Genomic DNA, 25684 nt, shown 5'->3' with positions numbered 1-25684 from the left:
ATCACTTAGTGAACAATAGGTCAGATTGACGGCGCGCCTAATCGCTCGCGAGGACAGTCTCGATTGGATCGTGTTCCGCCACAAAATGTCCGGGCGAAACTTCTTCCAGCTGCGGTCGATATTGCTCGACCCCTGCCTCATCCACCAGCTTCGACTTGAGGAAGCGCAATTGGGCCCGCGGGTCCATCGGAGACGGCAAATCGCCCTCAAGTTTCAGCCGCTCGCGCGACTTTTCAACGGCGGGGTCCGGGATCGGGACGGCAGAAATCAGAGCCTGTGTATAGGGATGGCGAGCATCATCATAAATCGCTTCGCGATCGGCCAGCTCCACCACACGCCCGAGATAAAGCACCATCACGCGATGCGAAACTTCCCGCACGACAGAGAGATCGTGTGAGATGAAGATCATCGACAAATCCATCTCTTTTTGAAGATCGATCAGCAATTTGATGATCTGGGCCTGGATGGACACGTCCAGCGCAGACACGGCTTCGTCGCAAATAACCAGTTTCGGGCTCAGGATCATGGCGCGGGCAATGCCCACCCGCTGGTTCTGCCCACCGGACAATTCATGCGGATAGCGATTGATCATGTCGGGGTCGAGACCGACCTTCTCCATCATGGCGCGCACGCGGTCCTGTCTTTGAGATCGATTGAGGCGCGTCTCATAGGTCAGAAGCGGCTCGGCAATTGACGCGCCAATCGTCATGCGCGGATCAAGCGATGCCAGCGGGTCCTGAAAAACGATCTGCAAATCCCGGCGTGTCTTGCGCAGGCTGCCTTTGCTGATCGACGTCAGGTCGCGGCCCAGCCAGGCCACGGAACCCGCTGTCGTTGGCACCAGTTGCAAAACGGCACGGGCCAGCGTCGATTTTCCGCAACCGGATTCGCCCACAACACCCAGCGTTTCACCCTTGCGAAGGTCGAAGCTCACGCCATCGACTGCTTTCAACGGCTTGCGTTTGGGAAACAGGCCGCCCCCGACCGTGATCGGAAAATGCACCTTGACGTCATCAATGGCGAGCAGGGGCTCGGAACCCTTGATCTCTGTATAGGAAGGCAGGGCGACATGGCCCAGCTTGTCAGGCTGGTCGATGCGCGGCATCGCATCCAGCAACATCTGTGTGTATTCGTTTTCCGGCTTGTTGAAGATCTGATCGACGGATCCACTTTCAACATAAACGCCATGTCGCATCACTTCGACGCGATCCGCCATCCGCGCCACCACACCCATATCGTGGGTGATAAGGGCGATCGCGGCTCCGGTTTCGCGTTTCAGATCGTCCATGATGTCCAAAACCTGGGCCTGAACCGTCACATCCAGCGCCGTTGTCGGTTCGTCCGCGATCAGAAGGTCAGGCTCGCAGAGCATGGACATGGCGATCATGACGCGTTGGCGCATGCCACCGGACAATTCATGCGGGTATTGCTTGAGGCGGCTTTTAGCTTCTGGAATCCGGACCCGTTCGAGCCAATCGAGCGCGCGCTTGTCCGCAGCTTCACCCTGAAGGCGCATGTGCTTTTTCAGAACTTCGCGCATCTGGTCGCCGACGCGCATATGCGGCGTCAGCGATGTCAGCGGGTCCTGAAAAATCATCGTCATCGACTTTCCGCGGATATTGTTGAGCTTCCCGGGCCGCAGATTGAGAATCTCTGTCCCGCGATACTTGATCGACCCGGTTGCCCGGCCGTTCGAGGCCAGCAAGCCCATCGCCGACAAAAACGTCTGACTCTTGCCCGATCCGGATTCGCCCACAACGGCGAGGCATTCACCCGGATTGATGTGAAGATTGATCCCTTTCACGGCCTCGACGGCACCGTCGGGCGTAGAGAAAGTAATTGCCAGATCTTCAACCGAAAGAATGGGGCTGGAACCAGTGCTGGGCTGTTGTGTCACGCGGGGTCATCCTTGGTTTGGCCAACAAAGTGAGGATAGAGCCCACGACTGTTTTGGCCAGCCTTCACATCAGGCGGGTAACAGCAATGCGAATATGGTTACGAATTGGTGGGGATTTCGTATCCTGAGCTGTGATTCGGGAGGCTGAATGCCGCAAGATCAGGATTTTCACACGGCCGTTCTCGAGGCTCTTTATCGGCACACGACCAATGCCGTCATTGTCGTCGACAAGGACAGGCACGTCCAGTTCGTCAATCCTGGCTTTACGAAAATGTTCGGCTATGAGCCCGGCGAGGTCATCGGGCACACCACAGAAGGCCTGTACCGAGATAGCGCGCAATTTGAGGAAATTGCCGCTGAACTCACCCGGTTGAGCGGACAGCCACCCGACGATATCTATTATGCAATCTACAGATCAAAATCCGGGCAGGAAATCATCGGCGAAACCAAGGCGGCCGTTTTCGCAGACAACCAAGGTGGCTATGCTGGTTTCATTGGCATTATCAGGGACATCACCGAAACGGTGAATCGCACCGGGCTGGCGGAAGAAACGGAACAGTTATTCCGGGACGCACTGGAATCCGTCCATGATACCGCCTGGCGGATGGACCTCGTGACAAACGAGATTGAACTGGCCGGCCCAGCCGCACACAACATTTTCGGTATCAAGGAAAAAAAGGGGCGGCTTTCCCTCAACGAATGGAAACAGCGCCTCACAGAGGCAGGTGTCACTGCCTGCAATCAGTTTGTGCAGGACCTCCTGGATTCGGGACAGGCACAGACGTTTCTGACATTCGAGCGACCGGACGGGACTTTGATTTTTGCAAAGGATACCGGACGCGTGATCAGACGGGCACCCGATGGAACGCCGCTCGTCGCCGCCGGAACCTTTGCCGATATCACCGAGCGCAAGGCGCTGGAAGAAAGGACGACCGAGACCGAACAATATCTCGATTCCGCTTTGGAAGCCGCCGACCTGGCGGCCTGGCGGTTTGATCTGGTCGAGAATACGTGCCGTTTGAGCGGCCCACTCGCACGGCTGGTCAATCTTGAAACGGAGAATGAAGAATTCACCGGCGCCTATTGGTGCTCCTTGCTGCACCGGGCTGACGTCGGCGAAGTCATTCGGCAAACCGCGGCGATGGCTGAAGGCCGTTCGAATTCAGTGGACGTGCTCTATCGCCTCAGGGACAAAGCCGGACAATGGCGATGGATACGATCCATCGGCGGCGTAACACGGCAATCGGAAGACGGCCTTGGGCTTGTGGCGAACGGAATCATCAAGGATGAGACCGAGACCGTTGCCCTGCGCAAAAATCTTGAAGCTGAGAGAAACCGCTTCGAAACCATCTTCCGGAACACGCCGGCCATGCTGCATCAGATCGATGAGAACGGCATTGTCAGAGACGTAAGCGCCTATTGGCTTAGCCATATGGGCTATGTGCGTGACGAGGTTGTTGGAAAGCCGTTCAGCACATTTCTAACAGATGAATCAAGAATTTATGCCGAGAATTTCGCCTTGCCGGACTTCATGAAAAATGGACAGGCCAGAAATGTGGCGCTGGAGTTCAAGAAGAAAAATGGCGAGGTCATAGACGGGCTGATGAACGCCTATCTTGAAACCCGCTCGGGCACAGGCGAGCGTGTTGGCTATGGTGTGATTACCGATGTTACCCAGTTGCGGCGGGCCTATCGGGACCTTGAACGATCCAATCGGGAACTCGACCGGTTTGCGACCATTGCGTCACATGATTTGCAGGAACCGTTGCGAAAGGTCACCGCTTTTGCGGGAATTCTGGCCAGCCGGCATGCCGGGCAGCTCGATTCTGACGGCGTTCAGTATCTTGACCTTCTGTCGGATGCCGCCGCGCGGATGCAGAAACTGATTGATGACGTGCTGGAATATTCGCAACTCGAAATCCGGCCCATGAAGCCGGAGCGCCTGTCTCTTGTCGCGCTCATCACGGACATCAAGGCGCGTTTGTCCACGTCCATAACCCAGAGCGGCACAACCATCACAATCTCTGGAAGCGATACAATTCATGCCGATCGGTTTTTGTTAAACCAGATCCTGCAGAACCTGATTTCCAACAGTATCAAGTATCACTCCGAGCAGGCCCCCGACATTCGAATCCGGATGGTGGATGAGCCGGGCGGCTGGACGGTAACACTCTCCGACAATGGCATCGGGTTTGATCCCAAATTCACCAATCAGGTGTTTGAGCCCTTCCGGCGCTTGCATCCGCGAGGCGAATACGAGGGCGCCGGCATCGGGCTCGCCATCGTCCGACAGGCTGTGGATCGGCAAAACGGCCGGATATCCGTGGATACCCGGCCGCAAAAAGGAACGACATTCACAATATTCTTGCCGCGCCATTCAGCGCAGCAAAGCGTCGCCTAGCTTCTCACCGGCACTGGCGCGGGCAGAAATTGCGGCGCAATTTTCAAGTCTTTTGCCAGCTTCAGCTTGTTCATGATCAACAATGCTGTGCCGTTATAATCGACAATGCGGTTCCAGATGCCCCGCTTTGGCAAATGCAAGGCGCTGCGCGGGAAGTCGTGATGGTGACCGTGGAGGGCTTCGCCACCGGTCAGGAAAGCCAGCACATAATCGAACCATTTGGGTGTATTCAGATGCCCGAACACATTCACGCCAAGCGTGGTCGCATGGAATTGCAGGCCGCGCCCGATCACCAGCGACGCATGAAGAATCGCGATCAGGATCAGCGGACCACCCAGCGCCCAGGTGATTGCATAGGCAGCGAGCGGCACCAGCAGGTGCGCGATGAGATAGAGCCACAGAAAATGCTTGTCGTGAAAACGTACAACTGAATAGCGCTCCAGCCAGCGCGCTGTCGGGCGTTCCAGATCCGCTTCATCACGCCACATCAGCCAGCCCACCCAAGCCCAGAGCTTGCTTTCATGCGGATTGTGCGGGTCACCGGCGCGGTCGGCCCAGTGGTGGTGCTGGGTGTGATAATTCACCCAATCCTTCATGCGTCCCTGCATCGCGATGATGCAATTGATCATCACCATGATTTGTGCCGGCACAGCGAGCTGCCCCGCCCTGTGCTGGAGAACCCGGTGGAGCGGGCCGATACCCATATTGCAGATGAATACTGCGGCGGCGATCGTCACAATCGCCAGCGGCGCATACCACCAGTGAATGGCGACGCTCTCCAGAGCGAGCCCGACAATCACGGCGGTCAACAGTGCCGTGATGCCCAGCGCCGGATAGATAATAGCGGAAAAGACGCTGGCCCAGTCCAGCGTGCGCCAGTTCTTAAGGATCGCTTCGGAACGCGCGATGATGGATTCATCAGGTGTCATGCACTTTACCTTCCAGACATGTGTCGCGTGGGTGTCACGCCGTTCAGTGATGTGGTGCAGAATGAGATAAGTTCAAACAATCTGACAAGTGCACCTGAACTGTCCGTAAACGCACTACCCGTCAAAAATACCGCCTCTGATTGTCTATTTTAGAGCTTCAATTTTTACGAATTCGTCCGACCTCGGAACGAATACGGTCAGAAACCTCTACAGCGCTGTGTTTTTGTGAAAACTCGATCAGGTTTTCAATTTCCGGCCATGCCAAGCGGCTACCTGCATTCGGCTTCACTTTTTGCAGCCCGTCCATGGCCGAAATCAGCTTTTCGCCAGAATCGATCAGGGCTTCACGAATCTTCTCACCCGGCCGAAGACCGGTTACTTCGATTTCAATCTCGGATTCCATGCCCGCGGGCGCACACAGCTCGATCAATCGTTGCGCCATGTCCATGATTTTGACGGGCTCGCCCATATCCAGAACATAGACCGCCGGATCTCCGCCATTCTTGGCCGCTTCCAGCGTCGCATGCAGCACCAGCTGGACCGCTTCGGGAACGGTCATGAAATACCGCTCCATATCCGGATGGGTGATTGTTACCGGTCCCCCGGCCTCGATCTGCGAGCGGAAAATGGGCACGACCGAGCCATTGGACCCCAGCACATTGCCAAACCGGACGACGCCAAACCGCGTCAGGCCTTCGGCTTCGTCCGCCATTTTGTGAACGACGGCTTCGGCCAGACGTTTGGCTCCGCCCATGACATTGACGGGCTCGACGGCCTTGTCGGTCGATATGAGTACCATCTGCGCCACATCAAATTCGCGCGCGGCCCGCGCAACATTTGCCGTTCCGAGCACATTGGTTTCCACGGCCTGCCGAGGATGATCCTCCATCAGCGAAACATGTTTGAGCGCTGCAGCATGAAAAATCACTTCCGGCCGCGTCATTTCCACAGCCTCGCGAATGGCTGCTCCATCGCGAATGTCCCGCAGCATGGTCCGGCGCTTCACCGAGGTGAAACGTTCCGAAATTTCACGATCGATATCGAAGAGCGGTGTCTCTGCGAGATCGAGCATGACCAGTTCGGAACATCCGAGTGCCGCCGCCTGACGGCAAAGTTCAGCGCCGATTGTCCCGCCGGCCCCCGTCACCATGACGCGGCGGCCACGAAAACCGTCTCGAAGGGGTTGCACTGGCAAATTGACCTGCGGCCGTGACAACAAGTCTTCCAGTTTCAATTTGCGCAACCGGAAGCGGCGATGATCGCTCTCCGACAATTCTGCCGTTCGCGGCAGTGTCAAAATCCGGAAGTCGCGCTTTCGAAGCCGCGCAATGGCGGCCCGATCAATACCTTTCAAAGAGGTCGGTGACGCGGTAAAAACGAGCGCCAGATCGCTCTCGCTACCATCTGTCTGCGCGTCGGCAATAGCCTCCAGCACCTTTGTACTGCCAAGCACTCTTATGCCGCGTATGCCCTGCCCGGACAGGCTATCCTCGTCCAGGACAATACCCACCGGCTCATAGCCGAAATCCGCGCGGGCGATCACTTCACGCAGCGTGGCATCGACGTCCGACGGCGTTCCGATCAGGATCATGCGGGGTTTGCCCGCATGCATCGGCTTGACCGGAAAGGGCGACAGTAATTCGGACAATCGCTGTTCGCGGGCCGCCCGTACAGCTGTTCTCACCAGCATCATGCCACCGGTCGCCAGCATCCATGTAAAGCCGTAAAACTCTCCCGGACCCATCGCTTGCCGGAACAGCAAATAGTTAATGGCTGCGAGACCAAGCGTAGCAAACAGGGCCACCTGCACGATGCGCAACAGATCCGGAGGGGAGACATAGCGCCAGGAGTGCCGGTAGACCCGTGCCGGCAATTGGGCGATTGCGATAAGGGCGGCATAGAGAAAACCGTTGGCCAACCACGCCCAGAGGCCGCCGGCCGGCAGACCATTCGCTGATGCGAGAAACCAGCCGCCCGCGAATGCCCCCAGCGCGATCAGGACATCAATCAGCAACTTGGTGGTTATGGTCAGCAAAAGAGCCCCCGCTCCTGCGAATTGAATGAGGAGATCATCTTATACGGATTGTGGCGCTGGCATGCGCGAATTTTTGCAGCCCGTCAGAACGGATTTAGCGTATAGCCCGCCTGTTGTAATTGCGCGTGTGCGGTCATGGCCGAAAGTGCCATTGTAACGCCTGGCAGCAGGTCTTCTGTCGCGACCTCGTAATAGGCCGCTGATTGGCCGCAAACATAGATATCGACATTATGTGCGAGAAGTGCGGCGATGAGTTCCGCATTGGCGGCAGACTGGCCGCCCTCGACATCCGCGACATCACGCACGGCACGGCCATGGATCACGACCCCGATATGAATATTGTCCGGATCCACGCCCGCTCTGCCATGCATGTTGATAAAGCGCGCCGCGGAGACGAGGGTCCGGTTCAACTCGCCTTCCTCCGCTGGCGTTGACGTGTTGAACGCCACGTGAAATTCGGCATCGGCCGGAATAGCTTCTGCACCGGGGATTGCTGCATTCGGCCCGAAGCCCTCGATCACCGGCCCCGTCGTAAAGACCTCTTGAGCGAATATCGGGGAGGCGCCGGCCAGCAATAATCCACTGATCAGGCTAGTCATAACAGCTTTTGGATATTTCATTCTCCAGCCTCCCAATCCTTCGCAATTGATCGCGATGCCAGCAGGAACAGCCCTGCCGCAGGAATGATCATCGCGGCAATCGTCAGGATGGCATAGCGCAAAGCGGCATCGCCATAGGCCTCGCGCAGATAATCGCTCAGCGCCCCCACCGCGGGCGGGCCCATGCCCAGACCGATGACATTGATGATGAAGAGCAGGACAGCGGGCGCCATGGCGCGCATGGACGGTTTCACCAGATTCTGCGCGACCGCCCAGACCGGCCCGTACCACATCGATCCCAATGCACTGGCGATGCCCAATAACAGGAAGGCGATCCAGGTTGGCGGAATGGAAAGCGACACAAAATAGATGGGCAGCGAAATCAGCAGTGCCGCGCCGGGAATGGCCACATAGGCCCCGAGCCATTTGCCCGAAAATCTGTCCGTCAGATATCCGCCGGCCAGCGTCCCGACAAATCCCCCTCCGCCGATTACGAAGGAATAGGGAATAGCGGCGTTAGCCAAAGCATCTTGAAGCGACAGCGTCGGGTCATGGATAAAGGCCTCGCGGATGAAATAGCTGAGCAACCAGGGAAACAGGCCATATCCGACCAGAGAGGCTATGGCAGCCGCGAACGCCAGGTACCAGAAAGAGGATTTTTTCGACAAGGCCCGCACGACATCACCAAGCGAGGCCCGCGATCCATCCTGCGCGGCGCCATCAAATCGCCCGCGGACCGGCTCCTTGACTGTCAGTTTGACAAGAATGGCCAGCAGCACGCCCGGAATGCCGATCAGAAGAAAGGTCACGCGCCAGGCCACATCCGCGCCAATGGCGGCGAGGAATTCCGGCGCGCCGTTTTCGGCGTAATAATCAGCGATCCAGCGATAGACGATGGCCGTAATCAGAATTCCGAGAACCGATCCGATCGGGATCCCCAGAGAATAGACGGACATGGCGCCGGCGCGTTTGCGCGGTGGGACATAGTCGGAAATCAGGGAGTGAGCCGGCGGGGAACATCCCGCTTCGCCAATCCCGACACCGACCCGCATCAGGAAGAGCATCCAGTAGGAATTCACCAGGCCGAAGAGCGCGGTGAACGCACTCCAGACCGCCAGCGCAATGGAGATAATCGAAACCCGGTTCCATCGATCTGCCAGATAGGCGATCGGCAGACCCAGAACCGCATAGAGCAAGGCGAAAGCCGGCCCGGTCAACAGTCCGAGTTGCAAGTCCGAAAGGTCGAAATGGGCCTTGATCGGCTCCTGCATGACCGCAACGATTTGCCGGTCGATGAAATTGAACGTGTAAACCACGAACAATGCCAGAATGACGTAATTGGCATAGCCCGAACCCTGCGGGCGCGCTGCCCCCGCCGCCGCTTGATCTGTCATCAGCTCTCCCCTGACCCGCCCCTTTCCCGGAGCGTGGTTATGTTTGGGACCTTAGACCAAGCCTCCGCCGAGGCAAATCATTCCGTCGCCAAGCGATGCTTTGTCATTTTCCGGGCAAGAAAGGCCGCTTTACCTGCATCCGGGCGCACCAGAGAATGATCGACCGCGACATTCTAATATATTGATATAAATCGGATATAACCTCTTTCTGCAATTGTCACAAAAATCCGCTTTTAGTCCGTATTCAAATCGTTTACAAATATGTGACAAACACGTGACGGTTAAATAACGAATCTGACACATTCGGGGAGAACAAAATGAAAAAGACACTTCTTGCTCTGGCCGCAACGGGCGCATTGGTTGCGCCGGCTTTCAGCGCTGGCGAAATCTTCCAGTTCGCTGCGGAAACGTCGGATCTCGACAACACGCAAAGCGTCGCTCAGCTCTACGAGCGTCTGGATGCGGCCGTAATGGAATATTGCGCAGACCTGGTCGATGAACCGCAGCTGGAAACCTGCCACATTCAGGTACTCGACGCGGTGGTCGCACAATTCGACAGTCCGGATCTTCTGGCCCGGCATGAACGCGCAACGCAAGCCTCCGGTACTATTGAACTGGCCGCGCGCGATAATGGCGTCCGATAGCCGCGCCAGCAGGTAAGCCCGCCCGATGGAGCGGTTCGTCTGAATCTGTACAACTCGATATCTTGTACAAACACCCGGCCCCGCGCCGGGTGTTTTCTTGTGAGGCGTTGCCCGTTTCCATCAAATTCTGGCCACACATACGTTTTACTGACCGCAGCTCATCGAACGGCGGCGACTTCCGCAGTTGAAAGTGTTTAACTGCAACCGACGGCCAATCCGGGAAACGAATGTACAAACTGGCAGTGATAGCTCTTTTGGCATTGGCACCTTCAGCTCATGGCGAGGGGCCTCTGGCACGTGTGCAAGGCATCGAGAACGCCGGACTGGAAGCGGGTATTTATGAAATCCTCGGCACCAGCAAAGCAAATCCGGAAGACGAAATCGCCATACGCCGCGACCTGCGCACCGCAGAGGATCGGGTCGACCGCTATCTTCGCGCTCAAGGCTATTATGCCGCCAGCATCGATGCTGAAATCGGCGATGATGGCCGGCCCGTACTCACCATCGACTCCGGGCCCGCATTCTCGATCCGAAATATCGCGATAGAAACCGGCAACCGGGAAGCAGACATGACCGCGCGCATGGCTGTCGAGCCGCCCGAGGACAATATCCTCTCCGCCGCATGGGTGCTCGCGGCCGAGGCAGAGGCTCAGGCCGCGCTCGAAAATGCCGGGTGGCCGGAAGCGGACACCCTGCCGCGCGAAGTGGTCATCGATCATGCCAGTACAAGCGGCGATGTCCGCTTTCTGATCGAGCCTGGACCGTTCACGCGCTATGGCGGAACGCGGCTTCAGACCGAAGGCTGGCGGCCGGACTTCATCCATCGGCTAACCGCATTGGAAGAAGGGGCGCCGGTGCGCCTTTCGGCAATACAGGCGTTTGAACGCCGCCTTGAAGGGCTATCCAGCGTCCGGGAGGCCCGCATCGATCTTGCTGACATGGCCGATGGCGAGACGACCCGCGCATTGGATGTCAGCCTGACACCAGCGCCCCGCCATGCGATTGAGACTACGATCAGCCTGTCGACCACAGAAGGCGCAGGAACCAGCCTGTCCTGGTCGCGGCGCAATCTGTTCGGCGGTGACGAAACACTGACGCTCACGGCCGAGCTGGCATCTCTGGTTCAGTCGCTGGGAGCGGAAATGAGCCTGCCCTACTGGCAGCGCATTGATCAGCGCCTGTCCCTCAATACCGGTGTGAAATCTGAAGATACGGATGCCTTCCAGCAGAACGAATTTACGGCGGGCGTCACACTGTTCCGGGAATTGCGCGAAGATCTGGATGTGCGTGTGGGCGGACTGGTCGATATATCACGCGTGACCGACGCCTCGGGCGAGCGGGACATTCATTCGCTTCGCCTCACCTCCGCGATCGCACTGGATCAGCGCGATGATCCGCTCGATCCGCAATCCGGCGTTCAGGCTGCGCTGATCGTCAATCCGGGATTCAGCTTTGGCGATGCCGATGCCACCTATCTGCAGACCGAGATCCGGACCAGCGCTTACTATCCGATATCGAACCATTTCACTGCCGCCGCCCGCATCCGCCTCGGTACAATTGTCGGCGCAAGCGCCATCGACCTGGCAGCCGACCAGCGCTTTTACGCGGGCGGGGGCGGCTCGGCGCGCGGCTTTGAATACCAGTCCCTGTCACCCATCGGCCCGGACGGCGCGCCGGCGGGCGGCCTTTCCGTATCAGAACTGAATGCCGAATTGCGCTGGCGCGGCGAAGGGCGGTGGGGCGCTGTCGCCTTTGTTGACACTGCGTTTGCCGGTGCCAGCCGCACGCCGGAATTCGACAATCTTAGAACCGGCGTCGGCATGGGGTTGCGGTATTATTTCGATTTCGCGCCGGTACGTTTTGATGTCGCAACACCTTTGGATCGACGCTCGGGCGAAGACCCGGTCCATGTCTATATCAGTATAGGACAAGCCTTTTGATCCTGTCCGAACGTCCTCTCCTACGGCGCTGGTTGATCCGTTTGATCATCACGTTCGGCGTCATAGCCGTGCTCGTCCTGGGCGTGCTCTGGGCCGCGACAGGGCCAGCTGGCCGCTGGGCCGTCATGCACTTTGGCGATGATCGCGCCCTGGCCCGCGGTCTTACACTCGAAATTGACGGATTGAGCGGCAATGTCCTGCATCGGCCCCGCATCCAGCGCCTGGCAATTCGCGATACCGAAGGCGTATTTCTGGTGTTCGAGAATGTCGCCGTGGATTGGAACGGGCTGGCGCTCTTGGGTGGCGAAATTGATATTGCCAGGATTGAAGCGGCTCGCATGGATGTCTCACGCAGGCCGGTTCTGGCACCATCATTGGGTGGCGGCGGATCCCTGCCATCGCTGCGAATTGGCGCGATCAATCTCCCCCAACTCTTGCTCGGCGAAGACGTATTGGGCGAGGCCGCGACCTTCTCGGTCGAAGGACAGGGCCGCGTCCGCGAGAATGGCCGGCTGGCGCTCGACATTGCCCGAACGGACGTCACTGGCGATCATATTTCCGGCGAAGTGATCTGGTCGGAAACAGGCGCCCTTGACGGGCAGGCCTCGGCCTTCATTGCCGGCTCCGGCCCCATCGGGGCCATGCTGAGGCTCGACGGTCGCGATGCAGAAATCTCCGGCACCCTCAGCGGAACAGTCGAGTCCGGAGCTGGCGAACTCTCATTCAGTCTGGCCGGACAAAACGCCGCCGACGCCGAATTCGACTGGCAGGCCCGTCGCTGGACGGCCCGCATCGACGCCGATGGAAGCGTTCTGGAGGCTATCCGCGCCTTGCCCTTTGATCCCCGCGCCCAAATCGAGGCAGAAGGCACACTGTCGCCGCTTCGGCCCGTTCGGGTCGATGCCGATGGCCGGGGCTGGGAGCTCGATATCACCCCGGACGGGCCACAGCGCGTTTCTGCTGATATCGCGCTCTCGCAACCGGTCTGGCAAGCGCTTGCAGGTGATAATGTGAGGGTGGGGCAGGCCCGATGGTCCGGAACGATTGACTATTCAACCGGCATCACCGCCGACGGTGTTTTGCATATGAATGCCATACGGGCGGGAGAGGCTGAAATCGATGCTCTTGGCGGTTCGCTGCTCTTCACGCGGATTGAGGGCCAGAATGCGATATTTGCGGATCTGACCGCAACGGACCTCCGCCTGCCCGGCAGTACACCTGTGTCCATATTGCCCTGGGCCGGGCTCACGGTCGAAGCGCGCCAGGAAAATGGCGTCTACCGTTTCGAGGCCCTCAGCCTGACATCCGACATTGCAGAACTGACGGGCGATGTTCAGCTCGACAGCGACGGCTACGTGCTCAACGGCGATGCCCGGATGACCCTGCTCGATATGAGCGCTCTGACCGATATGGCATCAGGCCAAGCGAATGCGGACCTGCGCATTCAAAGCCTGTCCGGCGATGGCATCATTTTGCAGGCCGACGTCGATGGTGGTGGTATTCAATGGCGTGACGAAACGCTCGCAACGCTCCTGACCGGGGCCAGTGCCTCTGCCCGGCTGGAAAGCGATTATTCCAGCTGGCGCATCGACGGCCTGACGCTGGATAGCAATGCTGTGGCACTTCGCGGTGAGGCGGCGGGTGAAAGCCGGAACTGGTCCGCCACACTGGATGCAGCGGTCAATACCGACCTGCCGGTCAGCGACGTGAGGATCGGCGGCGGCGCCGTGATCGCGATGGAGGCTCAGGGTGAGGGCCTTAACGGGGCGGGCGAAGCGGTCATCTCGACGCCGCGGCTCGAAATCTCCGGGCAATCGCTTTCCGAGCCGCGGGTCGGTCTCGACTTCACCTATGCGCCCGAACAGCAAACCGCCGACTGGCAGCTGGAAACACTGTCGGACTATGGACAGGTGCAGGCTACAGGCACGCTCGAACGCACTCCGGGAGAGATAGATATCGTTGTCAATCAGGGGCAGATCGATTCCTATACGTTTGAAGGCCGCGCCAACAGTCAGGCAGAAGGATTCTCGGCCGAATTACATGCGCGCGACTGGCTCCTGCCGAATGGCACTCTGACCCGCCTGGACGTCTCAGCCTCAAATCGCACCGGCACGCTCGCGATCACCACCCAGGCCGACGGAGAGTTCCGCGATCCGTTCAGCCTGACAGCGCAGACGGTCGTTGACCGCGGAGAGGTATCCACGGAGCTGACTGCCGACTGGGCCGGCATTCCGGTTTCCACAACCGATCCAGTTGTCTATCGGTTTGGCCGAGAGACTCCGTCGCTCACCGGGCGCCTGAATACGGGTGGCGGCGAAACCCGGATCAACTGGACGGCCGGAGGGCAATTGCAACTTCGCATCAGCGATTTGCCAGCCAACATTCTGGCAACCGCTACGGATCTGCCGGAGATGGATGGTTCGATCAATGCGGACCTCGGTCTTCGCTATTCGGAAAACCGCTGGAGCGGATCGATAGAGGCCGACGCGCGCCAGCTTCAGGTTCGCGAAATTCGTCTTGGCAGCGCGGTGGAGATCGCCGTCTCGGGAGAGCTGGACGACAATCTCGAAATAACATTGACAGTGACGGGCGATGATCTGTCGGGGCGGGCAACAGCGCAACGGGAGGGCATAATCACAGACCTCCGCCAGCTCACAGATAACGCGCCGCTGTCAGGCCGCATCGAAATGGCCGGTGCAATCGAACCCTTGCTCGCGCTCGTCTTGCCGGATTCGCGCCAGCTCGCGGGTCAACTGAATGCGGACCTGGCGATCTCGGGCAATGTGTTCCGTCCAGAATTGCGCGGCGAAACGCAATTTTCCAACGGCCGCTATGTCTCCGAGGAGTTGGGTGTCTCGGTGGACAACGTGAATGCCACCGCAATGTGGGAGAATAACCGCTTGCGTATCGAGCGCTTCACGGCGACCGGGCCACGCGGCGGCGAACTGAACGTCTCGGGCGAAGGCGGACTGGGTGAGAATGGCTGGGAGGCCTCCGTTCGGTCAGAGTTCAGCAGCTTCAACGCCGTTCGCCGGCCGGACCTGTCCGTCATTGTCTCGGGGCAATCAGACGCAGATATTTCCGTGCAGGGCATCGATATAACGGGCGACATCACAATCGAACGTATCGAGGCACGCCCTCCGGAAGCCTCGGCGCCGTCCTTCGCTGAAATCGACGTGACCGAAGTCAATCACCCACAAGGCAATAATGGGCAATCGACCGCGCGAATTCCCGTTTCCCTGGATGTCCAGATCCGCGCTGACGACAGCATTTTTGTGTCGGGCGAACCATTCTCGACCGAATGGCGCGGTGATTGGCACGTCACCGGCAGTCCGTCTGAGCTCAATATCGATGGCGATGCGGTGCTGGTTTACGGTCGCGCTTTCCTGCTCAATCGCGCTTTCCGTATCGAAGAGGGCATTGTCTCCCTCTCAGGCGATGTACGAAGCGCCGAGGTCGATCTGCTCGCCCGGCATCAACGCGAAGGCCTGACCGTCGAGGCACGAATTTCCGGCCCGGTCTCATCACCGGAACTGACGCTTTCCAGCCAACCGGCCTTGCCGGAGGACGAAATTCTGGCCCGTCTGCTGTTTGACCGGAATTCGGGACAGCTCAGCCCGCTGGAAACCGCGACCATTGCCGCGCAACTGTCCGGACAGAACCTGTTTGGCATCGTCGGCGGATTACGCCGCGCGGCCGGGCTGGATCGTCTGGACTTTGCCGCAGGTGAGAATGGCGAAGTCGTCGTGACCGGCGGCCGCCAGCTGACAGACGATGTCTATCTGGAGCTGGAAAGCCGGGGCACGGCGCTCTCATCTGCCCGGCTGGAATGGACGCTGACGCCGGACTTCACCCTGCTCTCGCGCCTGACCGGCGACACCGAAGCCTCAATCGCCCTGCGCTGGCGCACCGAATACGACTAGTCGCCCGTTTTCAGCCGGAAACGCTGGATTTTCCCGGTCTGGGTCTTGGGCAGGGCATCGGTGAAGTGAATGGCGCGCGGATATTTGTAAGGCGCAATCGTCAATTTGACGAAATCCTGCAATTCCTTCGCCATCTCCTCGCCCGCCAGAAGCGGCTGTTTCAGGACAATGTGGGCGGCGACAATCGTCCCGCGATCTGCGCATGGCTGACCCACGACCGCGCATTCCGCCACCGCGTCATGCATCAGAAGGGCTTGCTCCACTTCGGGGCCAGCGATGTTGTAGCCCGACGCGACAATCAGATCATCGGCCCGGCTGACATACCAGAAATAGCCATCCGGATCGCGGCGGTAGAGATCTCCGGTTATATTCCAGCCATCCTTGACATAGACCTTCTGCCGGTCATCCGCGAGATAGAGACAACCGGTCGGCCCCCGGACAGCCAGCTTGCCGATTTCACCATCCGGCACAGCCTGGCCATCCTCGCCCATGACTTTCGCCTCATAGCCCGGCACAGCCTGTCCCGTCGCGCCCGGGCGGATTTTTCGGCCCGTTGCCGAAATGAAGATATGGATCATTTCCGTGGCACCGATTCCGTCCACAAGGCTGACACCTGTCGCCTCTTTCCACGCCCGCCAGGTGGCCTCCGGCAAATGCTCTCCCGCCGAAACCCCGCCTTTAAGCGAGGACAGGTCGTAAGCATCCTTCATAGCGATCATCGCGCGGTAACCGGTCGGGGCGGTGAAGGTATGCGTCACGCCAAAGCGCTGGATTGTCTCGCACAACGCCTCAAAGCCCGGCTTCGATGCCAGCGCGACGGCAATCCCCGCCCGAGCCGGAAACACGACAAAAGCCCCCAGCCCGAAGGTGAAGGCGAAGGGCGGCGTACCGGCATAGATGTCGCCGTCTTGCGGATCGAGCATCGCACCAAACGTATCGGCCATTGCCAGAATGCTGCGATGGAAATGTGCGCAAGCCTTGGGGTCTCCCGTGGTGCCCGACGTGAAGGCCAGCATCGCAACGTCATCAGCTGCCGTATCGCAGGCCTCAAACACATCCGGCTTGCCGGCCATAAGGCGCGCCATTTCCTCCTCGTCGCCCGTGAGCGCAATACGGCTTAGCCCCGATTGCTGCGCCATCGAGTTTTCAACCGCTTCTTTCAGCGGGGCGGCACATAGTGCGAGGCGGATTCTGGCTTTGCGGACAATTTTTGTGATTTCAGGTTCACGCAGCAGCGGCATGGTCATCACCGCAATGCCACCCGCTTTCAGGACACCATACCAGGCTACCATCATATCGATGGAATTTGGCCCGTGGATCAGAACTCGCTCGCCGCTGATCAGGCCGAGATCATCTACCAGCACATGGGCCAGCCGGTTCACTTCGGCATTGAGCTCGGCGTAGGTGAGGCTCCGCGCTTCAGAATGGACGGCCACCCGGTCACCCCAGCCCTTTTCGATCGCCCCATCCAGCAATTCGGCGGCGGCATTCAGGCGTTTTGGATATTGAACAGACGGAATTTCAAACCGGAAGTCCGGCCAGTCGGATTCATCCGGCAGGCTGTCTCGCGCAAAACCATCCGCATAGCCTGAAGGCTCCATCGGCATGGCACATCTCCCCATTTGCCGCGCAGCTGTTTAGTCTGGTCATGAATCGCCGCGCTGTTATTGCGGTTATTGTGCACGAGGATACCCCTATGACGGAAGCTTTTCTCTACACCGGCCTGCGCACACCCATTGGCCGCTATGCCGGTTCGCTGTCGGCGGTACGGGCAGATGACCTTGCAGCCTTGCCGATCCGGGCACTCGCCGAGCGCCATCCCGGATTGCCAGACGTGGTGGAAGAAGTCGTTCTGGGTTGCGCCAATCAGGCCGGCGAAGACAACCGTAATGTCGCGCGCATGGCCGTTTTGCTCTCCGGACTGGGCGACACGATTCCCGCCGTCACCGTCAATCGCCTGTGCGCCAGCGGTCTGGAAGCCGTCGCGCAGGCCGCGTTCCGGATCAAGGCTGGCAGTGTGAAAGCCGCCATCGCTGGCGGCGTCGAAAGCATGTCGCGCGCGCCCTTCGTCATGGCCAAGGCCGAGACCGGGTTTTCGCGCGCGGCGAAAATCGAGGATACGACGATAGGCTGGCGGTTTGTGAATCCGGAAATCGAGCAGCTCTACGGCGTCGACTCCATGGGCGAAACCGCTGAAAACCTCGCAGAGGAATTTGCAATATCCCGAGACGATCAGGACGCGTTTGCCGCCCGCTCACAAGGATTGGCAGGCGCTGCTGTCTCACAGCTGCAATCGCAGATCACACCGGTCAGTCTGCCCCAGCGGAAAGGCGACCCGGTTGTCTTTGATACCGACGAGCATCCGCGTCCGGACGTCACGGTGGATAAACTCGCCAAACTTCCCGCCGCCTTCCGCAAGAGCGGCAGCGTCACCGCGGGAAATGCCTCCGGCGTCAATGACGGGGCGGCGGCCCTGATCGTGGGAGACAAGGCGACAGGCGAAGCACTTGGCGTCGAGCCAATGGCCCGGATTGTCTCCTATGCCACCGCCGGTGTGCCACCGCGCACCATGGGCATTGGCCCCGTTCCGGCTTCGGCAAAGGCGCTCGCACAGGCGGGGCTGACGATGAACGATATCGACGTGATCGAACTCAACGAGGCCTTTGCCGCTCAAGTCCTGGCCTGCACGCGCAGCTGGCAGATCAGCGATGATGATGAGCGTCTGAACGCCTGGGGCGGCGCGATTGCTCTGGGTCACCCGCTTGGCATGAGCGGAGCGCGCCTCGCCCTGACCGCTGCCCATCGCATGAAAGCAACGGGCGGACGTTATGCGCTGGTCACCCTTTGTGTTGGCGTCGGTCAGGGCGCGGCGATGGTGCTGGAGCGAGTTTAGCGGCGATCGATTGGTGGCAGATTGCGTTTCGCGCGGGCGATCGAAAATTCGACAATGTCTAGCGGTATAGAATCCGCGAGAGCCATAAAGCTCATTTCATGGGTTTCATCGCTGTAGAAAATTTCAAAAAGCGGCGTGGCCTCTTTGCCCTTACTGGCAACTTCCAGAAACATTCCATCGCGCAGCACATCGCTCCCTCTAACAAAGCTGGATTGCAATTCCAATCGAGACGGTTCGGGCATAATTCTACTCTCCCACCACAGCCGTGGTTTCAATCTCGATCTGCGCGCGTTCCTCGATCAGTCCGGCGACAATCACAAAGGCCATGACGGGATAGTTCTTGCCCATCAGCTTTTTCCAGATTGCACCCAGTTTGGGACCAGCCTCCAGATAGGCCTGACGATCGGTGATATAGCCGGTCATGCGCACGACATGCTCCGGCCCGGCATCCGCTTCGGCCAGAACGGAGAGTGTGTTCTTCAATACCTGTTCGAACTGATCGGCGAAGTCATCCGAGACAATGGTTTCCGTCTCATCCCAGCCGATCTGGCCGGCCACGAATATCTGACGGCCCTTCGCCACTATTCCGTTGGAATAACCCTTCGGGCGCGGCCAGCCGGGAGGATTGAGCACTTTCATGATCCGGTCTCCGACAAGAGGTGGCGCGCAATGATCAGCTTTTGCACTTCCGATGCGCCTTCATAGATCCGAAGCGCACGAATATCGCGATAGAGCGCTTCGGGCACCGAACCTTTTGTCACGCCCAGCCCGCCGAAAATCTGGACCGCTTTATCGATGGTCTGCTGAGCGGTTTCGGTCGCATGGAATTTCGACATCGCCGCCTCGCGGGAGATCCGGCCAACGCCGGAATCCTTCATCCAGGCACCGCGATAGATCAGCAAGGCACTGGCATCGATATCGATCGCCATCTCGGCGAGCTGCGACTGCACGACCGGCAGATCGGCCAGCTTGTCGCCAAACAATTCGCGCGTTTGTGCCCGTGAACGCGCTTCATCCATCGCCCGCCGCGCAAAGCCCAGAGCCGCCGCCGCAACGGTGGAACGAAAGACATCCAGCGTGCCCATCGCGTATTTGAAACCGGCATTCTCCTCGCCGATCAGCGACGACGCCGGGATGCGGCAATTTTCAAACTTCAAGCGCGCCAGCGGATGCGGCGCAATCACTTCGATGCGTTCGGCGACCGAAAGGCCGGGCGTATCTGCCGGAACGATAAAAGCGGAGATTCCCTGCGCGCCCGCCTCGCCCGTGCGTGCGAAAACAACGTAGAAACCGGCAATCCCGCCATTGGAGATATAGGTCTTCTCACCGTTCAGAACGTAATCCTCGCCATCGCGGACTGCGCTCAGGGCCAGCGAGGCCACGTCCGACCCCGCCGCCGGTTCGGTCAGGGCAAACGCGGCGAGGGTTTCGCCGGATGCGACTTTCGGCAGCCACTCTGATTTCTGCGCATCGGACCCGAACAGCGAGATGGTGCCCGAGCCCAAACCCTGCATGGCAAAAACAAAATCAGCAAGGCCGGAATGATAGCCCAGCGTCTCGCGCATGAGGCAGAGCGAGCGAACATCGAGTGTCTCGTTTGCCCCGCCATAAGCAGCGGGCACGCAGTTTTTCAGCCAACCGGCCAATCCCATTTTTCGTGCTATCTGGCGGCAGTCCTCATCAATATCGGCATGAACCGCAAAGCCATTGGTTCCGATCTCTGCTGTACACCAGTCACGCGCGGCATCGGCCAGCGCGCGGTGCCGGTCCTCAAAAAACGGCCATGCAAGAAAGCTTCTGTCCGCCATTTCAATTCCCCTCGAAGACGGGCTTTTCCTTCGCAATGAAGGCGCGATAGGCGCGGCGGAAATCCTCGGTCTGCATGCAGATGGCCTGCGCCTGGGCTTCGGCCTCGATCGCCTGATCAATGCCCATATCCCATTCCGCATTCAGCTGGGTCTTGGTGATGCCGTTTGCGAAGGTCGGGCCGGCGGCGATGCGCGCACCCCATTTGCCGGCTTCGGCCAGCAAGTCATCGGCAGACACGATCGCATTCCAGAACCCCCAGCGCTCGCCTTCGTCCGCGCTCATCGAGCGGCCAAAAAAGAGGAGTTCGCTCGCCCTGCCCTGCCCGATGATGCGAGGCAGGATGGCGCACGCACCCATATCGCAACCGGCCAGCCCGACGCGATTGAACAGGAAGGCTGTCTTCGCGTCTGGTGTCGCTATCCGCAGATCGGACGCCATGGCGAGGATGGCCCCGGCGCCGACACAAACGCCGTCCACCGCCGCGATCACGGGCTGCGGGCACGCACGGATGGCCTTTACCAGATCACCTGTCATACGGGTGAATTCGAGGAGTTGCGGCATATCCATTTCGGTCAGCGGACCGATGATTTCGCGCACATCGCCTCCAGAACAGAAATTCCCACCGGCGCCGGTCAGGATAATCGCTTTCACCTCGGGCGCATAAACCAGTGCCCGAAAGAAATCGCGCAGCTCGGCATAGCTTTCAAAGGTCAGCGGGTTCTTCTTGTCGGGGCGGTTCAGCGTGACCGTGCCGACACCCCCTTCAAGCGCCCAGAGAAAATGTTCGCGCGTGTGAGTTGTAAAATTCATGCCTTGAACTCCTGCATCAGGGCCGCTTTCTCCAGATTGCGTTTCAGCTGAACATGACCGGCAATATACTGGTTGGGCACACCCGCATCACGATAGCCCAGCTCCGCTGCGGCGCGCAGTGTCCAGTAGGGATCGGCCAGATGCGGCCGCGCAAGTGCCACCAGATCCGCCCGGCCAGCGGCGAGGATCGAATTGACGTGATCGACTTCGTAGATATTACCCACCGCCATGGTGGAGCAATGCAGCGTATTGCGGATCTGGTCGGAGAACGGCGTCTGGAACATGCGGCCGTAAACGGGCTCGCCCGCCGGCGTTGTCTGTCCGGCAGACACATCGATCAGATCCGCCCCGACCTTGGCAAAGGCCTCTGCCACCAGCACCGTATCATCCGGCGTAATGCCGCCTTCACCCACCCAGTCTGTCGCCGACAGGCGCACGGCCATAGGCCGGTCGGCGGGCCAGACAGCCCGCATCGCAGTGAAGACTTCCAATGGAAAGCGCAAACGGTTTTCCAGACTGCCACCATATTCATCCGTTCGCTGATTGGAGACCGGCGTGATGAAAGAGGAGAAAAGATAGCCATGCGCACCGTGCATTTCGACCATATCGAATCCGGCCTCAAGCGCCCGCTTCGTGGCCATCACAAACTGATCCTTCACCCGGTCCATATCTTCCCGCGTCATCTCGCGCGGGACTTGGTTCTTCTCTGACCAGGGAATCGGCGACGGACCGATCAGCTCCCAGCCCCCCGCCTCCAGCGGCTCGTTATTGCCTTCCCAGGAGAGCTTGGTCGCACCCTTTCGACCGGCATGACCGATCTGGATCGCCATTTTCGCATTATTCGCATGCACGTGATCGACAACGCGTTTCCACGCAGCGACATGTTCGTCCGTATAGATACCGGCACACCCCGGAGAAATCCGGGCATCTGCGGCCACATTGGTCATCTCGGTATAAATCAGCCCCGCACCACCCATGGCGCGTGAGCCGTAATGGACGAAGTGGAAATCATTGATCAGCCCGTCATCACTGGAATACATGCACATGGGCGATACGACGACACGGTTTTTAAGCTCCATACCCCGCAGCGAATACGGCACGAACATGGGCGGGCGAACCGACACCCCGTGCTGGCCGGCAAACCATCCTTCCATCTCCGCCATCCATTTCTCGTCCCGCTCCCGCAGGTTGTCATGGCTGATCCGCTGCGAACGGGTGAGAAGCGAATAAGCAAATTGCTTGGGTTCAAAGTCGAGATAGCGGTCCAGCGTTTCAAACCATTCCGTGGAGTTTCGCGCCGCAGACTGGAGTTTCAGAACCTCGATCGTCCGGACGTCCTGATACTCCTTCAGGCCTTCCTCGATGGGCTGGGTCTTCGAGGTCAGAACCTCGGCCAGCATGATCGCGTCTTCAAAGGCCAGCTTGGTACCGGACCCGATGGAAAAGTGCGCCGTATGAGCGGCGTCGCCCAGGAGAATGATATTCTTGTGCGTCCAGTTTTCACATAATACCCGACGGAAATTCAGCCAGGCCGAGCCCCGCAAATGCCGGGCATTGCTCATCAGCGCATGACCGTCGAGCTGGTCGGCGAATAATGCCTCGCATGCGCGGCAGGTTTCGTCCTGATCCATCTGGTCAAAACCAAGACCCCGCCAGGTCTCCTCGGAACACTCGACGATGAAGGTCGAGAGGTCATTGTCGAACCGGTAGGCATGCGCCCAGACCCAGCCGTGCGGGGTCTCCTTGAAGGCAAAGGTAAAGGCGTCGAATACCTTGTGCGTGCCCAGCCAGACAAACTTGTTGGCCCGCACATCAATGTCCGGCTTGAAAACATCTGCATACTGCTCGCGGATGCGCGAATTGATGCCGTCAGCCGCAATCACCAGATCCGCATCGGGCAGGTTGGCCGGGTCCGTTTCGACCTCGAAATGCAGATTGACGCCCAGCGCGGCCGCACGGTCCTGAAGGATGGCCAGAAGACGTTTGCGGCCAATTCCGCAAAAGCCGTGCCCGCCCGAACTTTCCACCGTGCCCTTGAAATGGACATCGATATCGTCCCAATGGGCCAGAGAGTCGGCGATCAGTTGCGCGCTTTGCGGATCAGTCGCCGCGAGATTGGCCATGGTCTGGTCAGAGAAAACCACGCCCCAGCCAAACGTATCGCCCGCCTTGTTGCGCTCATAGATATCGATTTCGCAATGGGGGTCGCGAAGCTTCATCGCGATCGCAAAATAAAGGCCTGCCGGGCCGCCACCGATGCATGCGATTTTCATATGAAAAGGCCTCCCCGAATGTGTCCGCGTCAGACAATCACACAACGCGGAAAATGGGGAGGTCTGAACTGGTTTTAGCCGCCGGCAACGCTAGACGAGATCGGCAGCCAGCGTCGCCTTGGTCTCAGCCGACAACAAGGTCATGTGGGGGTAGTTTTCATGGCGAATGCCAAGCATCACATCGCCATCGAAATTCTTGAAAACCGCCGCCTGCTCATCGCTGAAGTCGAAATGAATGAATTGCACGGACGACGCTTTGCCGTCAGCCGTGGTCCGGTCGACATCGGTTTCGGCGCGCGCCTGAATTTCGTGATCGCCGAATTTGAGGAAAATGGTTTCCTCCACACCGCCCAGTCGCCCGAGCACGCTTTTCCGCAGCTTCTCATCATCGATCTCGAACATCAGGGTCGCCGACAAGTCCCGGCCTTTCGGGATAAGCGGATTGTACGCGTTCAGCTCGTCAGGAATCTGTTCGGGTCCGCCCTTCTCGATGAAAAGCATTTCGTGGATCTGGAGCCACATCGTCTCATAACTCTCGAAATAGAAAGTCGCATGCGGACCGATCGGCACGCGGCGTGCCTTCTTGAGCGGCACCAGCTCGGCGCGCTTCTGCTTTCGAACCTTCCCGTATTCGGCAAGGTCCATCAGGTCCGTGGCCTTGACCTCGGTCTTGTGCCGGGCTTCGGAGAGATTGACGACATTTCCCATAAAACTGGTCCTTTAAAGTCCGTAGGCTTTCGCAAAAATTTCAATCGGGTGCCAGGTCCGGGCCGGAGCGGATTCAGACTGGATGGCATTGATACCTGTCTTGATGTGATCGCAGGACAAGGGGCAGGTCGAGGAAACAAATGTATTGTGGTGCTCCAGCGCCTTGCGGAAGACCGGCGTCCCGACCTTGATGGCCGTGTCGTGATTGGCCTTCTTGATGCCCCACGTTCCGCCATGCCCGGAGCACCGCTCGATGACATTCACCTCCGTGTTCGGGATCATCTTCAATAGCTCTGTCGATTTCTGCCCGATATTCTGGGCGCGGGAGTGACAGGACAGGTGAAGCGTGATGCCCCCCTTGAGCGGCTTCAGGCCCTCGGCCAGCCCCTCATTCCTGGCGATATCCACGACCAGCTGGTCAAAATCCATAGTCGCGGCCGACAACGCTTTCACGTCTTCATCATCCGGCAGGATGAGTGGCCATTCGAATTTCAGCATCAACGAGCAGGACGGCACCAGACCCATAATGGTATAACCGTCATCGACCAGCGGGCGCAGCGCCTTGGCGACTTTTCGGGCATTGGCGGCAACCTTGTCGAGATTGCCCTGTTCCAGCTCCGGCATGCCGCAGCATCCCGGATAGACCACCTCGGCATCAATCCTGTTTTTGGCCAATACATGCAGCGTGGCCTCGCCGATCTCCGGCTTGTTGTATTCGCCGAAACAGGTCGCATAGACGGCGACCTTGCGCTTGCCATAAGCGGGCGCGTCGGCGTTTATCTCGCGCTTGGCTTTCGCCCGGCTGGTCAGCGTGCGGGTATTGAATTTCGGCAGTTCGGCATCCGGACTGATATCTCCGAGCGTATTGATCAGCGTTCGAACGCCCGAGTTCTTCTTGTCTGTCGCCCAGTTGATCACGCCGGCCACAGGCCGGGCCAGCGTGCCATTGCGGTCGGTCTTGACCAGCTGATTGTCGGCAAAGGGAATCTCGCCCTTTTTCTGCTGGATGGCGCGGTAGCGCAGCATCAGATGCGGAAAGTCGATGTTGAATTCGTGCGGCGGGACATAGGGGCATTTGGTCAGGAAGCACATATCGCACAGCGTGCAGCCATCGACCGTGGCCTTTATGTCTTTTTTGGTCAGATCATCGACAGAGAAATTCTCGCTTTCATCCACCGCGTCAAACAGGGTCGGGAAGCTGTCACACAGATTGAAGCAGCGGCGGCAGGAATGGCAGACTTCGGCCTGACGGCGGAATTCCTCGTCAAACTTTTCCTCGTCATAATAATCGGGATTCTGCCAGTCGATCGGATGGCGCATCGGCGCATCGAGCGAACCTTCGCGCGGCTGTGTCGGTGTGTCACTCATGATATTGCCTCCCCCGGGCCTGCCGTAACAGAAACGCCCGAGCCCGCCTTATGGCCAGCCC

General features: G+C 59.0%; 18 protein-coding genes. 5 read left to right on the top strand and 13 right to left on the bottom strand.

All coding sequences use genetic code 11. The annotated features are described in order from the left end of the window. Positions 1-37 precede the first annotated feature (37 nt). Positions 38-1897, bottom strand: coding sequence for a dipeptide ABC transporter ATP-binding protein (locus P0D52_RS01550; RefSeq protein WP_394693689.1), 1860 nt, complete (start codon positions 1895-1897; stop codon positions 38-40). A 148-nt stretch (positions 1898-2045) separates the two neighbouring features. On the opposite strand from P0D52_RS01550, the gene P0D52_RS01545 reads away from it, so the two are divergent. Beyond that, the gene (locus tag P0D52_RS01545) at positions 2046-4298 is read left to right on the top strand and encodes a PAS domain S-box protein (protein ID WP_394693688.1); all 2253 of its coding nucleotides are present in this window, start codon (positions 2046-2048) and stop codon (positions 4296-4298) included. Here the strand turns inward: P0D52_RS01545 and P0D52_RS01540 are convergent. The 4 genes from P0D52_RS01540 to P0D52_RS01525 form a co-directional block, all read right to left on the bottom strand. After that, complete coding sequence (locus tag P0D52_RS01540) at positions 4295-5227, bottom strand: acyl-CoA desaturase (protein ID WP_394693687.1); 933 nt, start codon at positions 5225-5227, stop codon at positions 4295-4297. The two genes, P0D52_RS01545 and P0D52_RS01540, sit on opposite strands and share 4 nt — an antisense overlap. 157 nt (positions 5228-5384) lie before the next feature. Then, complete coding sequence (locus P0D52_RS01535) at positions 5385-7262, bottom strand: polysaccharide biosynthesis protein (RefSeq protein WP_394693686.1); 1878 nt, start codon at positions 7260-7262, stop codon at positions 5385-5387. Positions 7263-7345: 83 nt separating this feature from the next. Further along, entirely contained in the window at positions 7346-7882 is a 537-nt protein-coding gene (locus P0D52_RS01530) for a DsrE family protein (RefSeq protein ID WP_394693685.1), read from the bottom strand. Continuing rightward, positions 7879-9255, bottom strand: coding sequence for a spinster family MFS transporter (locus tag P0D52_RS01525; protein ID WP_394693684.1), 1377 nt, complete (start codon positions 9253-9255; stop codon positions 7879-7881). Before P0D52_RS01525 ends, P0D52_RS01530 begins: the two co-directional genes overlap by 4 nt. A 317-nt stretch (positions 9256-9572) precedes the next feature. On the opposite strand from P0D52_RS01525, the gene P0D52_RS01520 reads away from it, so the two are divergent. The 3 genes from P0D52_RS01520 to P0D52_RS01510 all read left to right on the top strand — a co-directional run bounded on the left by P0D52_RS01520 (position 9573) and on the right by P0D52_RS01510 (position 15762). After that, positions 9573-9899: a UrcA family protein gene (locus P0D52_RS01520; protein WP_394693683.1), complete on the top strand. Its 327-nt coding sequence runs from the start codon at positions 9573-9575 to the stop codon at positions 9897-9899. Positions 9900-10126: 227 nt separating this feature from the next. Next, positions 10127-11839, top strand: a complete 1713-nt coding sequence (locus P0D52_RS01515) for an autotransporter assembly complex family protein (protein WP_394693682.1) — start codon at positions 10127-10129, stop codon at positions 11837-11839. After that, complete coding sequence (locus P0D52_RS01510) at positions 11836-15762, top strand: translocation/assembly module TamB domain-containing protein (RefSeq protein ID WP_394693681.1); 3927 nt, start codon at positions 11836-11838, stop codon at positions 15760-15762. Before P0D52_RS01515 ends, P0D52_RS01510 begins: the two co-directional genes overlap by 4 nt. On the opposite strand, the gene P0D52_RS01505 is transcribed toward P0D52_RS01510, so the two are convergent. After that, the gene (locus P0D52_RS01505) at positions 15759-17363 is read right to left on the bottom strand and encodes an AMP-binding protein (RefSeq protein ID WP_394694811.1); all 1605 of its coding nucleotides are present in this window, start codon (positions 17361-17363) and stop codon (positions 15759-15761) included. The two genes, P0D52_RS01510 and P0D52_RS01505, sit on opposite strands and share 4 nt — an antisense overlap. 95 nt (positions 17364-17458) lie before the next feature. Here P0D52_RS01505 and P0D52_RS01500 point away from each other — a divergent pair, with 95 nt between their 5' ends. Continuing rightward, positions 17459-18655 (top strand): 3-oxoadipyl-CoA thiolase, encoded by a 1197-nt coding sequence (locus P0D52_RS01500; RefSeq protein ID WP_394693680.1) that lies wholly within the window; start codon positions 17459-17461, stop codon positions 18653-18655. On the opposite strand, the gene P0D52_RS01495 is transcribed toward P0D52_RS01500, so the two are convergent. The 7 genes from P0D52_RS01495 to P0D52_RS01465 form a co-directional block, all read right to left on the bottom strand. After that, a complete protein-coding gene (locus P0D52_RS01495; protein ID WP_394693679.1) occupies positions 18652-18897 on the bottom strand; it encodes a hypothetical protein in 246 nt (81 codons plus the stop codon). The two genes, P0D52_RS01500 and P0D52_RS01495, sit on opposite strands and share 4 nt — an antisense overlap. A gap of 4 nt (positions 18898-18901) precedes the next feature. Further along, positions 18902-19294: a RidA family protein gene (locus tag P0D52_RS01490; RefSeq protein ID WP_394693678.1), complete on the bottom strand. Its 393-nt coding sequence runs from the start codon at positions 19292-19294 to the stop codon at positions 18902-18904. Continuing rightward, entirely contained in the window at positions 19291-20463 is a 1173-nt protein-coding gene (locus tag P0D52_RS01485; protein ID WP_394693677.1) for an acyl-CoA dehydrogenase family protein, read from the bottom strand. Before P0D52_RS01485 ends, P0D52_RS01490 begins: the two co-directional genes overlap by 4 nt. A 1-nt stretch (position 20464) precedes the next feature. Next, positions 20465-21274, bottom strand: coding sequence for an enoyl-CoA hydratase family protein (locus tag P0D52_RS01480; RefSeq protein WP_394693676.1), 810 nt, complete (start codon positions 21272-21274; stop codon positions 20465-20467). Continuing rightward, positions 21271-23547 (bottom strand): bifunctional salicylyl-CoA 5-hydroxylase/oxidoreductase, encoded by a 2277-nt coding sequence (locus P0D52_RS01475; protein WP_394693675.1) that lies wholly within the window; start codon positions 23545-23547, stop codon positions 21271-21273. The genes P0D52_RS01480 and P0D52_RS01475 overlap by 4 nt, the downstream gene beginning before the upstream one ends. A 90-nt stretch (positions 23548-23637) precedes the next feature. Then, positions 23638-24255 carry a DUF3501 family protein gene (locus tag P0D52_RS01470; RefSeq protein ID WP_394693674.1) on the bottom strand — a complete coding sequence of 206 codons (618 nt, stop codon included), beginning with the start codon at positions 24253-24255 and terminating at the stop codon, positions 23638-23640. 12 nt (positions 24256-24267) lie between these two features. Continuing rightward, entirely contained in the window at positions 24268-25623 is a 1356-nt protein-coding gene (locus P0D52_RS01465) for a (Fe-S)-binding protein (RefSeq protein ID WP_394693673.1), read from the bottom strand. Positions 25624-25684 lie beyond the last annotated feature (61 nt).

This window comes from Hyphobacterium sp., assembly GCF_043584775.1.
GTDB lineage: Bacteria > Pseudomonadota > Alphaproteobacteria > Caulobacterales > Maricaulaceae > Hyphobacterium.
This window is presented reverse-complemented; position numbering and strand designations above follow the sequence as displayed.

Bases quoted from the DNA above. Each gene is read 5' to 3' on its own strand.
- P0D52_RS01490 (WP_394693678.1), bottom strand. From the start codon at position 19,294: ATGAAAGTGCTCAATCCTCCCGGCTGGCCGCGCCCGAAGGGTTATTCC.
- P0D52_RS01545 (WP_394693688.1), top strand. From the start codon at position 2,046: ATGCCGCAAGATCAGGATTTTCACACGGCCGTTCTCGAGGCTCTTTAT.
- P0D52_RS01495 (WP_394693679.1), bottom strand. From the start codon at position 18,897: ATGCCCGAACCGTCTCGATTGGAATTGCAATCCAGCTTTGTTAGAGGG.
- P0D52_RS01500 (WP_394693680.1), top strand. From the start codon at position 17,459: ATGACGGAAGCTTTTCTCTACACCGGCCTGCGCACACCCATTGGCCGC.
- P0D52_RS01505 (WP_394694811.1), bottom strand. From the start codon at position 17,363: ATGGAGCCTTCAGGCTATGCGGATGGTTTTGCGCGAGACAGCCTGCCG.
- P0D52_RS01485 (WP_394693677.1), bottom strand. From the start codon at position 20,463: ATGGCGGACAGAAGCTTTCTTGCATGGCCGTTTTTTGAGGACCGGCAC.
- P0D52_RS01525 (WP_394693684.1), bottom strand. From the start codon at position 9,255: ATGACAGATCAAGCGGCGGCGGGGGCAGCGCGCCCGCAGGGTTCGGGC.
- P0D52_RS01540 (WP_394693687.1), bottom strand. From the start codon at position 5,227: ATGACACCTGATGAATCCATCATCGCGCGTTCCGAAGCGATCCTTAAG.
- P0D52_RS01470 (WP_394693674.1), bottom strand. From the start codon at position 24,255: ATGGGAAATGTCGTCAATCTCTCCGAAGCCCGGCACAAGACCGAGGTC.
- P0D52_RS01475 (WP_394693675.1), bottom strand. From the start codon at position 23,547: ATGAAAATCGCATGCATCGGTGGCGGCCCGGCAGGCCTTTATTTTGCG.
- P0D52_RS01530 (WP_394693685.1), bottom strand. From the start codon at position 7,882: ATGAAATATCCAAAAGCTGTTATGACTAGCCTGATCAGTGGATTATTG.
- P0D52_RS01465 (WP_394693673.1), bottom strand. From the start codon at position 25,623: ATGAGTGACACACCGACACAGCCGCGCGAAGGTTCGCTCGATGCGCCG.
- P0D52_RS01480 (WP_394693676.1), bottom strand. From the start codon at position 21,274: ATGAATTTTACAACTCACACGCGCGAACATTTTCTCTGGGCGCTTGAA.
- P0D52_RS01520 (WP_394693683.1), top strand. From the start codon at position 9,573: ATGAAAAAGACACTTCTTGCTCTGGCCGCAACGGGCGCATTGGTTGCG.
- P0D52_RS01515 (WP_394693682.1), top strand. From the start codon at position 10,127: ATGTACAAACTGGCAGTGATAGCTCTTTTGGCATTGGCACCTTCAGCT.